This window comes from Actomonas aquatica, from assembly GCF_019679435.2.
GTDB lineage: Bacteria > Verrucomicrobiota > Verrucomicrobiia > Opitutales > Opitutaceae > Actomonas > Actomonas aquatica.
In genome coordinates, this window is the sequence record NZ_CP139781.1 from 5,273,287 (window position 1) to 5,284,897 (window position 11,611).

The following is an 11,611-nucleotide window of genomic DNA, read 5'->3' on the forward strand; positions in this document are numbered from 1 at the left end:
GGTAAATCAGTTGGTGGCGGCAGGCACGATGGTGAGCGGGAAGTCCTGGCCGTAGCCGTAGGTGACCGGGTATTGGGCCTCGCCCTTGGTGGCGGCGGTGACTTCGGGCACAGTGGCTTCGAGGTAGGCTTTGAGTTCGTTGACGGTGACGATGCCGTCGCCGGCGTCGGCGGCGCCGTTGAGCGCGTCGAGGAGGACCTTGGTGAAGGCGCCGTGGCCGAGCTCGGCAAACTCGGTGGCGAACTGTTCGCTGGCGGTGGCGGTGAGCCAGTGCGTGCCGGTGGAGCGGGCGAGTTGGGCGATGGCGCGCTCCTCCACAGCGCCGCGGGTGGCGAGGGCTTTGAGCGCGCCGGCGGACTGGCAGGCGTCGAGAATGAAGAGCTGTTTCTGGGCAGCGATGTCGCGGGAGTAGGCGAGGAGTTGGCTGCCGGGGATGCCGAGTTGGCGGAGCAGACGGCGTTCGCCGTAGAGCTGGGTGATCTCGTGGGGCGCGAGGTAAAACTCCGGATCGTCGTCCTGCGACATCACGCCGTGGCCGGCGTAGTAGAACACAAACACATCGCGCGGGCCGGCCTCGCGGCGGACGGTCTCGAGGGTGGCGAGGATGTTCTCGCGGGTGGCCTCGGCGTCGTAGAGCGCGTAGTGGTGGGCGCGGGTGAAGAGTTGGCCGAGGCGTTCCTCCAACACGGTGGCGACGGCGGTGGCGTCGGCGCGGGCGTAGTTCAGGTTGTAGGCAGGATTCTGATACGTGTTGATGCCGACGGTGACGACGTGCAGGGCGATGCCGGCGGTGTCGTCGACGGGCGCGGTGGCGCCGGAATACACGATCACCTCATCGGGCACGGACTCGGTGCCCTGCGCATTGATGGCGACGGCGCGGAAACGGTTTTTGCCCGGCGTGAGGGTGAAGGTGTGGGTGGCGGATTTGGTGAAGGTTTGAGCGTCCGCGGGCGGGGCGTCCTCGTCGTCCTCGACGAAGAGACCGCGGGTGGCGCCGGCACCGGCGACGAGTTTGCCGTTGTGGTAAACACGCAGGTCGGTGACGGCGGCGCCCTCACAGGAGGCGTCGAGCTGGAGCGTGACCTCGGGCGTGGGGATTTCGAAGGACTCAAATTCGTCCTCGACCGTGAGGCCGCGGGTGGAGGGGCCGGCGACGCGGAGAGTGAGTTTGGGCGCGTGGCGCAGGGCGTTGAGGGGGATGGCGGGGCGAGGGGCGAGGCCTTTGACGAGGGAGCCGAGGAGGCGGGGTCGGTAGAACTCGTCGAAGTAGGATTCGAGCGGCGTGATCTGGTTGCCGACGGCGAACTTGAGGTCGCGTTGCAGGGAGGTCTCGGAAGCGAAGAGCCCGGTGGCGGGATGGCGCACGAGCCATTTTTGCGGCGACTCGAAGAGGTGGATCTCGGCGATGTTTTCCGCCTGTGACAGGTCGTAGAGGCGCAGGGCTTCGTCGCGGGTGGAGGTGGTGAGCAGGAAGCGGTCGGAGCCGATGAAGGTGAGGTCGTCTACGGGGTGTTCGACCTGAATCGATTGCACGGTCTCGCCGGAGGGCAGGGCGACGGTGGTGAGGCGGCCGCGGGCGTAGGTGGCGAGGAGGGATCCGGCGGCGTTGTAGGTGAGGCGTGTATCGGGATCGTAACTACCGCGGTGGGGGTTGATGCCGGCGGAGTTCTCGCCGGTCTCCGCGTAGACCAACTGGAAACCGGCCGCGAGCAGGCTGTCGTCGGGCGGGAAGGCGTAAGGGCCGGAGAGCCCGCGACGGGTCCAACGGAGATCGCCGGTGGGGAGGTTGTAGAAGTGGGTGGTCGTCTCGACGATGCCGCTGGTGGTTTTGGTGGCGAAGCTGAACACGAGGCCAGTGCCGTCGGGCGCGAAGGTCAGGTGGGGCGTGGTGAACTGGTGCTGGGTGTGGGCGTGGCCGTCGTAGAAGGTGTGGCGTTGCTCGCCGCTGGTCAGGTCGACGACCTGCACGGCGTTGCCATGGTGCAGGGCGATCAAGGTGCCGCTGCGATCGATGGTGCTGGCGAGGACGGGGTTGAAGCGCCCGTAGTTGCCATCGTCGCGCCGGTAGTTGGCGTGACCGAGTCCGCGCGCGGCGTAGGGCGCGGTGGTGTCGGTGGGGTTGGCCGGCGCGGCGACGGCGGCAGGGCCGGTGAGCACGACGTTCCACGCGTCGGTGTTGCGGTGGTAGAACGGCACGAGACCGCCGACGTCGGCGCGGTCGTAGCGGATGGGGGTGGAGTGCACGCCGGCCTCGTTGAAGGTGACGCGACGCAGTTCGGAGCCGCGTTGCACGATGAAATCAAAGTCGTCGGGGCGGGCGGTGAGTTGGGTGGGTTTAAACACCTCGGGATTCCACGGACCGAAGGAAACGCCGCTGGTGAGGTTGAAGCGTTCGAGGTGGGTGGAGAGCACCTCGCGGTTGACGCCGACGGTGCGCGACAAGGTGGCAAAGGCGGAGTCGGGGCTGGCGGGGCGATCGAAAACAAAGGCATCGAAGCGGCGGCCGGGAGCGGTGAGCAGCGCGGAGGAACGGCCGGTGGCGAAATCGAAAAGGGTGGTGCCGTTGCTCTGGTGGATGCGCAGCGGGTCGCCGAGCTGGGCGGGGAAGCGGAGGTAGGGCTCGTGCGGGGTGGAGAGACGGAGGAGCTCGATGGAGACGTTGATCGACGTGGCGAGGGCGGCGAAGCGCGCGATGCCATTGGTGTAGTTGGCGGTGAGCACCTGGCCGGAAGGCATCAGGCCCTGCGGGTGTTTGTCGCTCGGCACGGTGGCGACGACCTTGGCGGAGGACGGGGCGACGATCGCGAACGGCACCTCGCCGAGGAAGTGGAAGCCGACGAGGGTGCCCTCGGCGTTGACGGTGAGGCCATTGGCGGGATGAAAACGCAGTGCGGTGTCGGCCGGGTGGGTGTTGTAGAGATTGATGGTCTCGCTGGTGAAACGCAGCGGATCGCCGACCTGCAGTCGGGCGAGATGGACCAGACGCGGATTGGCGGATTTGATCTCGGCGGCGAACAGCGTGTTGGTCGGGCGGTGGAAGCGTTTGGTGGAGCTGGTGCTGGCGTAGGTTGAGGTGAAGGACTCGTCGTCCGGCAGGTTGGGGTAGTGCCGGAGCTCGGAGCCCACCTGCACCAGCAGGCCGTGACCATCGGCGGTGAAGGCGGCGAAATGGATCTCCTTGTTACGGTCGGCTTCGAGGGTGAAGACGGTGACGCGCTCGGCACGGTTCCACAGGCGCAGGAACTGGCGGTCGGCGGTCAGCAGATAGTCTCCGTCGACCGAGCGGTCGAGGTGCTCGATCGGCAGGGCATGTAGCTCCGGGGAGATCAGGCGCGGCGGCGGAGGCGGCGGGGTTTCCGCGACGGCGGGAACGGTGGCCGGGTCCGGCTCCTGGAGGAGCTGCTCGTATTGGGCAAAGCATGACAGGCTCGTCGCGAGGCACAGGGCGGCGAGCGTGGATGGGAAAAACGGGCGGCGGCTCATGGGAGGAGGGCGATGGGGAAGTCTTGCCCGTAGCCGTAGCTGGACGGGTATTGCGGGGCGCCCTTGTGGCGCTGGCTGACGGCGGGGAGCTCTGATTCGAGGAAGGCCTTGAGCTCGTTGACGGTGACGCGTTTGTCGCCGGTATCGGCGCGGCCGTTGAGGGCTTCGAGCAAGGTGTGGGTGAAGGCGCCGTGACCGAGGTCGGCAAACTCGGTGGCGAACTGGTCGGCGGAGGCGGCGGTGATCCAGTGGGTGCCGGTGGCGCGGGCGAGTTGGGCGAGGGCCTTTTCCTGCGAAGCGCCGCGTTGGGCGAAGGTTTCGAGGGCGCCGCCGGAGTTGCAGGCGTCGAGGATGAAGAGCTGCTTGCGCGCGGCGATGGAGGCGGAGAGCTGGCGCAGGGTGTCGGCCGAGATGCCGTTGGCGGAAAGGCTTTGGCTGGCTCCGTAGATGCGGGTCACGTCGTGGGGCACGAGGTAGAACTGGCGGTCCTCCTTGGCCATCACGCCGTGGCCGGCGAAGTAGAAGATGAAGGCGTCCTGCGGGCGGGCGTCGGCTTGGATGCGGGAAAAGGCGGCGAGGATGCCGTCGTGGGTGGCCTCGGTGCTGACAAGGTGGGTGGACTTGATCTCGGCGAACAGGTCGCGGTTGGCGGCGGTGAGTTGACGCAGGATGCCGGCGGCGTCGGCCTCGGCGAAGTTGAGGTTGTATTCGGGATTACGATACTCGTTGACGCCGATCACCAGCAGATGGAGTTGGGCGGGGCGTTCGGCGGCGGCGGCGCGGCGGAGGGCGGCTTCGGGCGGATGCAGGGTGACCTCGGACGGCAGAGACTCGAGTCCGCTGGTGGTGACGGCGACGAGGCGGAAGGTGTTGGCGGGGACGAGATCGAGGTCGAGTTCGATGTCCTGGTTGGCGCCGCGGGCGTAGGAAGGCGGCACGGTGGCGACGAGTTTGTCGTTTTGGAAGAGGCGGAGCTCGGCGATGTCCTCGACCTTGCTGTCGGCACGCAGCTGGAGCTGGGCGCGCAGGGCGTTGGCGGCCGTGATACGACCGGAGAGCGTGACGGTGGGCGGGAGGATGACATCGGCGAGCGGCGTGTCGTCGACTGGCAGACCGGCGAAGAGGCGGGTGAAGAGGTCGGGGGTGTAGGCCTGGCCCATGATTTGGGTGAGGCGCACGGGCACGAAACCGCGGAGCATCACGCCGTCGGCTTGGAGGGCGGGGGTGGCGTCGAAGAGGCCGCCGGGAGTGCGGAAAAGGTAGTCGGCACCGTCGTTGTAGAATTCGAGGAAACCGGCGATGCGGGGGCTCGAAGCCGTGGCGGAAAGGTCGATGAAGGCGAGGGTGCCGTTGGCGAGTTTGGCCACGAGGTGACGGCCGTCGCCGAGTTGGTGGACGGTGTGCACGGGGTTGGGCGTGGCGACGATTTGGGCGTGGGCGTCGTCGGCGGTGAGGTGGAGGAGCGCGAGGCCATGGGGAATGAGGAGCGCCACGCGGTCGGGCGCGACGTCGGGAATGACGGCGAGGGATGGGCCGGTGAGGTCGGTCGGTTCGAGTCCGGAGAGGGGGAGGGGTTGTGGGGGCGCGGATAGGTCGGCGGCGGAATAGACCAGGAGGTCGGCGGAGGTCAGATCGAGGAGGAGGATGCGGCCGTCCGGTGACCATTGAAGGAAGCGCACCTGGCCGTGGGGGAGGTTGAGCGTCGCAGAATCGGGGTCGTAGCCGTCGGTCAGGTAACGCTCGAGCGAGAGCAGACTGAGGGACGCGGGGGAGAAGACCTCGCCGGTGTCGTAGTCGGTGTCCTCCTCGATCTCGAGGCGCAGGAGTTGGGATTCGTCGGGCGAGAAGGCGTAAGTGACGGGTTGGTCGCGGGGGGAGGACGGTAGGTCGGCGGCGATCTCGGCTGCGCCAAAACGGTAGAGCGTGGCGAGCGTGGAGGTCTGGCGGATGAGCCAGGTGTGCGACGGCGAGAGGGTGAGGTTTTTTTCGTATTCCGGGAGCGCGCTGCGGGAGTATTGCGGCTGGTAGGTGAAGGTGGGCTCGAAGGGGAAGGTCGAGGCCGGCGAGGTGGAGATGGGCGCCTCGTAGTCTTCGGTGGAGAGGAGCGATTCACCGTCGGGCGTGTAACGCATGCTGGTGGCGGAAGAGCCGCGGATCTGGCGTTGCAGGCCGGACGAGGTGAAGCGGAAGAAGTGCACGTCGCCGTCGCCGGTGTGGGCGAAGAACTCCGGCTTGGACGGGTGAAAAGCGAAGCCGCTGTAGTTGAAGACGCTCTTGCCGGCGCCGTCGAAGGTGGCGAGCACCTCGCCGGTGGCGGTGTCGATGCGTTGGAGCGTGTAGGGTTGGTCGTAGCTCGCGCGGGTTTTCACGAAGGTGATGGGCGCGTCCCACGGCGTGAGCAGTTCGCGCGGGGAAGGGAGGTTGGCGAGGTAGGGGAACTCGGGGTAATCGGATGCGTCGGCGATGGGCACGTTGCGAATCGTCTTGAGGGTGCCGGGTTCGAGGTAGTCGCGGAAATGTTGAGTCGAGCCGTTTTCCTCGACGCGGCGGGTGGCGACAACGTGGCGCGGGTCGGAAGTGTCCCAGGTGACGTTGGGCACGGCGAGGGAGCGGGTGATCTTGCCGGCGTAGGGATCGATGAGGTGGTAGGCCTCGTAGGGGTAAGACGCGGCGTGGAGGAGGGTGCGATCGGCGGAGGTCCAGTGCAGGATGTCGGCGGAGAGTTCGAAGCGGTCGTCCGGCGGCGTGAGCGAGGAGACGGGCGTGGTGTGGCCGGTGTTGAGATCGAGGTCGACGAAGTGGAAGTCGCCGAAGCGGCGCGGATCGTAAGGGTCGCCGGTTTCCGCGAGGTCGCGCAGGACGAGGAGGGCGTGGTCGGGTTGGCGGGCGGGTAGGGCGGCGATGAAGGCGATGGCGGTGAGGCCGATCGGTTTGATCTCGTCGAGCACGGTGACGGCGGCCGGCGCGTCGGCGGCGGCGGTGGCGAGATCGAGGCGGCGGATTTGGAGGGAAGTCGGCAACCAGAGGTTGGGGGCACCGACGATGGAGAGGAGTTGATCGCGCTGCGGCTGGTAGAAAAACTGCGCGTAGAAATCCTTGGGGCCGAGGGTGGTGGCGGCGCCCGTGGTGAGGTCGACGCGTTGCAGGCGGTTGCCTTGGGTGAGCAAGCTTTGGCCGTCGGGGGCGAACATGACGGGCGCGCTGCCGTCACGCAGGATGAAGCGCGGTTCGAGCGTTTGGCGGTCGTGCAGGATGAGGCTGTCCTGATCGGAGACCGGCAGCAGCTCGGCGGCGGGACCGGTGTCGACGGCGTGGGAGCCATCGGTCCAGTGGCCGAAGGGGAGTTCGGCGGCGGTCGCAGTCGCAGCGGCGGTCAGGCTGATGCAGCAGCCGACGAGAAAGGAGAGGCGAAGGCAGCGGGCAAAACGTGGTAAGCCGGCGGTCGTGGAGACAGCCGGCCGATCCTGGCGTGGATACGGAGTCATCGCCGTCAGTGTCGCACGAGCGTGGCGTATCGAGAATACGCCTACTTGCGTAGGCCGGGTCGGGCAAAATGCCTTAGAAGCTCGAGATGGCTTGGGCGCTCTCGATGACGAACCAGGTGCACATCACGGTGATGGCGAGGACGACGACCGTTTTGAAGAAGCGTTGACGCTTGAGGCGGTGGTCGTGGGCGTCGGTGTAGCGGCGGGAGACGCACTCGGAGCCGTTAAAAAAGCTCACAAAACCAGCGCTACGGACGGGGCTGCGGAAGGAACGCTTTTCGTCGATCAGTCCGAGGCGGACCGGGGGGCGACGAAAGAGTTGCTTGAGAATGCGCAGCACAACTAAGCGATTCGGTAATTTCTCGTAGTGCTCAAGGGGAAACTGGGGATTTGTCCTGATTGACGTGAATTTAGCGATCGGGTGCGCGCGAGTTGATGGTTGCGACTGGCCGGGGCTTGGGTTGGCTGCGCGATCATGGCCGACAAGAAACCCACTCCGCATACGCTGCGCCAGCGCAAGGGCGGCGAACCGATCGTCGCGATCACTGCTTACGATGCGGTGATGGCGCACTACGCGGGCGAGGCCGGGGTGGACATCATCCTGGTCGGCGATTCGGTGGGCAACACCGTGCTCGGACTGCCCGGCACAGTGCCGGTGACGCTCGACATGATGGTGCATCACAGTGCGGCGGTGGTGCGGGCGCAGCCGCCGGCGCTGGTGGTGGCTGACGTGCCGTTTGGTGAGGCGCACTTTGATTTCCGGCGCGTGTTGATGAGCTGTCAGCGACTCATGCAGGAAGCCGGCGTCGACGCGGTGAAGATCGAGGGGGGGCGCAAACTCGCGCCCAAGATCGCGCGGCTGGTGGAGGCGGGTGTGCCGGTGTGGGGCCACATCGGGCTGATGCCGCAGCAGGTGAAGCAGTTGGGGCGCTACAAGAAGTTTGGCGTCAACGATGCGGAGACGGCGGCGTTGGTGGCGGATGCGCAGGCCTTGGAGGCGGCGGGGTGTTTTGCGTTGTTGTTGGAAATGGTGAAGCCGGAGGCGGCCAAGATCGTGACCGAGGCGGTGAACATTCCGGTGGTCGGGATCGGGGCCGGGGCGGACTGCGACGGGCAGATCCTGGTGTTCACCGATGCGCTGGGGCTTACGCCGGGTTATGTGCCGGGCTTCGTGCAGCAGTTCGCCGATGCGGGGGCGGTTTTCCGGCAAGGGTTGAGCGACTACGCGTCGGCCGTGCGGGGACGGCGGTATCCGGCGTCGCGGTAGCGCCGGCGCTCGGCGCGCCGAGGGGCAGGGCTTTTTTGACACAGAGGGCACAGAGTTGGGGGGAGGTGCCTTCGTAGCTGCGTTTGAGTGGAGCGAAAACGTGGCTCGCGGGTCGTTCTCACAGAAGGGAACGAAGGTGAGGTGGACCTCGTGGTCTCAAGTGCTCCGCAGTGTTTTTACACCAAGGCAGCAAAGGGAGCAAAGGGGTAGGTGCCGAGGGGCAGGGCCTTTTTGGCACGGAGTGCACAGAGCTGGGGTGGGGAGAGGTGCCTTCGTAGCTGCGTTTGAGCGCAGCGAAAACGTGGCTCGGGTGGAGATCCGCGGACGGGCACTCAGGCTTTGGCGGCGCGGAGGGCGTGGATGAGGAAGTGGCGGCGGGCTTCGCTGAGGCCGCTGCCGAAATGGATGGGCTGCGGACCTTCCAGGACGATCTTGCGCGTCGTGTTGGTGCCGCCGCGGCGAGACCGGTGATGCGACACTTCTTCGGAGACGCCGGTGATGTCGGCGAGGTTGAAGTTCCGTTTCCAACCGATGCGACCGACGCCGACGAAGACACGGCCGAGCTTGCGGTTGATGGTCACCTCGACCTTGCCGCAGATCGCCATGAGCGTGAGGCCCCAAAAAAAGATGGAGCCGGCGAGGAAGGGCAGACCGAAGAGGGACATCATGAGGTTAAACTCTCCCTTCATGATTTGCGTGCCGTAGATCCCGCCGAGGGAGCCGCCCGACCAGACCAGCATGAAGGGCACGAGGAAGAAGGCGATGGGGGAGCGGGTCGTCGCGCCCATGGAGACGCCGTCCATCGTGGGTTGCAGCCAGGCGCCCTTGGGCGGGTCTTTGACGGCGGCGGGATCAAAGACGTCGTCGAGCAGATCCGAGGCGGGGGTGATGCGGCCACACTTGCGGCAGAGGGCGACGTCGGAGGCGACGTTGATGTCGGCGGTGGCGATCTCGGCGCGGCAGGATGGGCATTTGGGTTTCATGGAGCGGCGGCGAGAGCGGCGAGGTGGAGATGGCGAGCGGTCAGTTGAACCAGGAAAGCACGGTGTTGAAGACGAAGTCGCGCAGACGCCAGTCCAGGAGGAAGTCGATGGCTACGTAAAGGTGCGCAGCCACGATGAGCCAGTAGACGGTGCGGTAGCTGCGCTTCTGGGTTTTGTGGCGAAAGAGTTCGCGGCCGACGAAGGCACCGGGCCAGCCGCCGTGGAGTTCGGCGAGGTGGAGCAGGAGCTCGGGGATGCGGGAGGTGTTGCCACCTTTGCGGGCGCGGCGTTTGTCCTCGGCGTAGGCCAGCAAGGTGATTCCCGAAGCGACCGCGTAGATGATGAGCACGGGTTGGGCGATGCCGGCACGCACGGTGGCGAGCACGATGGGCAGGAGCAGCAGGCCAAGCGTGAGCGTAAGGCTCCAGGACCAGCGTCCGGTGACGACCGCGCCGGTATCGGAGCGGGGAGGAGGCGCTGATGGTTTGGGTGGCACGGGGCACTGTTTGAAGGCGACGGGGTGCGGTCAACTGCGGGGCCCAAAACGCTGGCCCCGATTGGCCTTGCTTTGGGGCGGGCGCTGCTGGCTCATGGGGTATGAATTTTGCGGTCATTGGTGCTGGGGCGTGGGGGACGGCGATGGCGATCCATCTGGCGAAGATGCAGCATACGGTGACGTTGGTGCCGCGGCGATTTGAGCAGGCGTTGGCCTTGTCGTCGGCGCGCGAGAATGCCGATTACCTGCCGGGCGTGCCCCTGCCGCCGAGCCTGCAAATCGGACACGAATTGGTGCCGGTATTGATGGAAGCCGAAGTGGTGCTGCTGGCTTGTCCGGCGCAGGCGCTGCGGGAGACCGCGACGCGCGTGAAGGACGCACTGACGCTGGCCACACAACTGAAGTTGGTGGTGAGTCTGGCCAAGGGGCTGGAGTTGGAGACGCACCTGCGTCCAGCCGAAGTGATTGCGCAGGTCCTGCCGGACGTGCCGGTGGGATCGTTGACGGGACCGACCAATGCGGCCGAGGTCGCGCAGGGGTTGCCGGCGGCGATGGTGCTGGCGGCGAATGCGCCGGCGGACTTGCTGGAGGCGGTGCAGGTGGAGATCAGCGGAGCGAGTCTGCGGGTCTACCTCAGTCACGATGTGGCGGGGGCAGAGTTTGGCGGGTGCCTGAAGAACATCTACGCGATCGCGGCGGGCATTTGTGACGGGTTGAAACTCGGCGACAACACCAGTGCGGCGATGCTCACGCGGGCACTGGCTGAGATGGTGCGGGTGGGCGAGGCGCTGGGCGCGCAGCGGGACACGTTTTATGGCCTGAGCGGGTTTGGCGATCTGATCGCGACCTGCCACGGCGAGTGGAGTCGCAACCGCCAGTTTGGTGAGCAAGTGGGCGCGGGGGCGTCGATCGAGGAGATCATGGCCAACCGCAAAACGGTGGTGGAAGGCTACAAAACGGCGGCGTCGTTTTATGGTCTGTGTCGCGACCGCGGCATCGAGGCACCGATCTTGGCCGAGGTGTATCAGACGCTCTACGAAGGCAAAGCCCCGGCGCAGGCGCTGCGCGACCTGATGCTGCGCGAGTTGAAACGCGAGTGAGTGGGGCGCCCGGCGTGCAGGAGAGCGATGGCCGGACGCGTCAGCGCTGAAGGGTCACCGCTTTCGCCAAGCGCCAAAATACTCGAAGTGGTTTTCGCTCCCCGGAGACTCCACTTCGCAGGAAGCTGTGATGCCGAGTCTGGCGGTGGCTTGGTCAAACATCGCGCGCCAGGAGCCTGAGTCCCAGACGTGGGCGTGTTCGCGACGACGGCGCACGGTGACGATGTGACCCGGCAGGTATTCGGCGGGTTCGTCGAAGACGTGAGGGCCCACGTGACGCAGGAAGTCGAGGTAGTGTTCGTCGTCGTTTTCGGTCACCCCGTTTTCATAGTCGGCCCAGAGGTGATCGAAGGTCGTAAGGGCGCGGTCGCGATCGTAGGTGTAGCGTTTGTCGGGCACCGCGATCAGCAGCAGGCCGTTGGGGCGGAGGATCCGGAAGCACTCTGCGAGCACGCGAATCGGGTTGGCGACGTGTTCGATGACATGACTGAGGATCACGAACTCGAAGGTTTGATCTTCGAACTGCGCCAAGCCGTCGTGATCGAGTTCGCCGAGGTGGTCGACGGAGACAAAGGCGTCATCGCCGATCTCGGGAAAAAGTTGGCGGGCGTCCTCCGCGGTCATGGCGTCGAAATACTCGACCTGCGCCGCCGGCGGCACCGGCGAGGGTTTGTTAAGCGCTCCAATTTCCAGGCCCCGTCCCGAGAGCATCGCGTAGGCACTTCGGCGATAGGGGGCGGTGAGGAAACTCATGGCCGGATTCACGTTCCGGTGCTTGCCTTCGGCAACCTCAATCC

Annotated in this window: 8 protein-coding genes; 2 read left to right on the forward strand and 6 right to left on the reverse strand. The window is 66.2% G+C overall.

Annotated features, from left to right (window positions below; translation table 11 throughout):
- Positions 1–6: 6 nt before the first annotated feature.
- The 3 genes from K1X11_RS20150 to K1X11_RS20160 form a co-directional block, all read right to left on the reverse strand.
- Positions 7–3,483, reverse strand: a complete 3,477-nt coding sequence (locus K1X11_RS20150) for a caspase family protein (RefSeq protein WP_221029456.1) — start codon at positions 3,481–3,483, stop codon at positions 7–9.
- Positions 3,480–6,968: a caspase family protein gene (locus K1X11_RS20155; RefSeq protein ID WP_221029455.1), complete on the reverse strand. Its 3,489-nt coding sequence runs from the start codon at positions 6,966–6,968 to the stop codon at positions 3,480–3,482. Before K1X11_RS20155 ends, K1X11_RS20150 begins: the two co-directional genes overlap by 4 nt.
- A gap of 73 nt (positions 6,969–7,041) precedes the next feature.
- Positions 7,042–7,308, reverse strand: coding sequence for a hypothetical protein (locus K1X11_RS20160; protein WP_221029454.1), 267 nt, complete (start codon positions 7,306–7,308; stop codon positions 7,042–7,044).
- Between the two features lie 135 nt (positions 7,309–7,443).
- Between K1X11_RS20160 and panB the strand changes: the two genes are divergently transcribed.
- Entirely contained in the window at positions 7,444–8,235 is a 792-nt protein-coding gene (gene panB, locus K1X11_RS20165; protein ID WP_221029453.1) for a 3-methyl-2-oxobutanoate hydroxymethyltransferase, read from the forward strand.
- A gap of 332 nt (positions 8,236–8,567) precedes the next feature.
- On the opposite strand, the gene K1X11_RS20170 is transcribed toward panB, so the two are convergent.
- Positions 8,568–9,218, reverse strand: coding sequence for a hypothetical protein (locus K1X11_RS20170; RefSeq protein ID WP_221029452.1), 651 nt, complete (start codon positions 9,216–9,218; stop codon positions 8,568–8,570).
- Positions 9,219–9,258: 40 nt separating this feature from the next.
- Complete coding sequence (locus K1X11_RS20175) at positions 9,259–9,714, reverse strand: DUF1294 domain-containing protein (protein ID WP_221029451.1); 456 nt, start codon at positions 9,712–9,714, stop codon at positions 9,259–9,261.
- A gap of 101 nt (positions 9,715–9,815) precedes the next feature.
- Here K1X11_RS20175 and K1X11_RS20180 point away from each other — a divergent pair, with 101 nt between their 5' ends.
- Positions 9,816–10,814 (forward strand): NAD(P)H-dependent glycerol-3-phosphate dehydrogenase, encoded by a 999-nt coding sequence (locus K1X11_RS20180; RefSeq protein ID WP_221029450.1) that lies wholly within the window; start codon positions 9,816–9,818, stop codon positions 10,812–10,814.
- 54 nt (positions 10,815–10,868) lie between these two features.
- Here the strand turns inward: K1X11_RS20180 and K1X11_RS20185 are convergent, their stop codons facing one another.
- On the reverse strand, positions 10,869–11,567 hold the full coding sequence (locus K1X11_RS20185; protein ID WP_221029449.1) for a methyltransferase domain-containing protein: 699 nt from the start codon (positions 11,565–11,567) through the stop codon (positions 10,869–10,871).
- Positions 11,568–11,611 lie beyond the last annotated feature (44 nt).

Coding starts and splice junctions, on each gene's coding strand:
- K1X11_RS20150 (WP_221029456.1), bottom strand. CDS start 3,483: ATGAGCCGCCGCCCGTTTTTCCCATCCACGCTCGCCGCCCTGTGCCTC.
- K1X11_RS20155 (WP_221029455.1), bottom strand. CDS start 6,968: ATGACTCCGTATCCACGCCAGGATCGGCCGGCTGTCTCCACGACCGCC.
- panB (WP_221029453.1), top strand. CDS start 7,444: ATGGCCGACAAGAAACCCACTCCGCATACGCTGCGCCAGCGCAAGGGC.
- K1X11_RS20170 (WP_221029452.1), bottom strand. CDS start 9,218: ATGAAACCCAAATGCCCATCCTGCCGCGCCGAGATCGCCACCGCCGAC.
- K1X11_RS20180 (WP_221029450.1), top strand. CDS start 9,816: ATGAATTTTGCGGTCATTGGTGCTGGGGCGTGGGGGACGGCGATGGCG.
- K1X11_RS20185 (WP_221029449.1), bottom strand. CDS start 11,567: ATGAGTTTCCTCACCGCCCCCTATCGCCGAAGTGCCTACGCGATGCTC.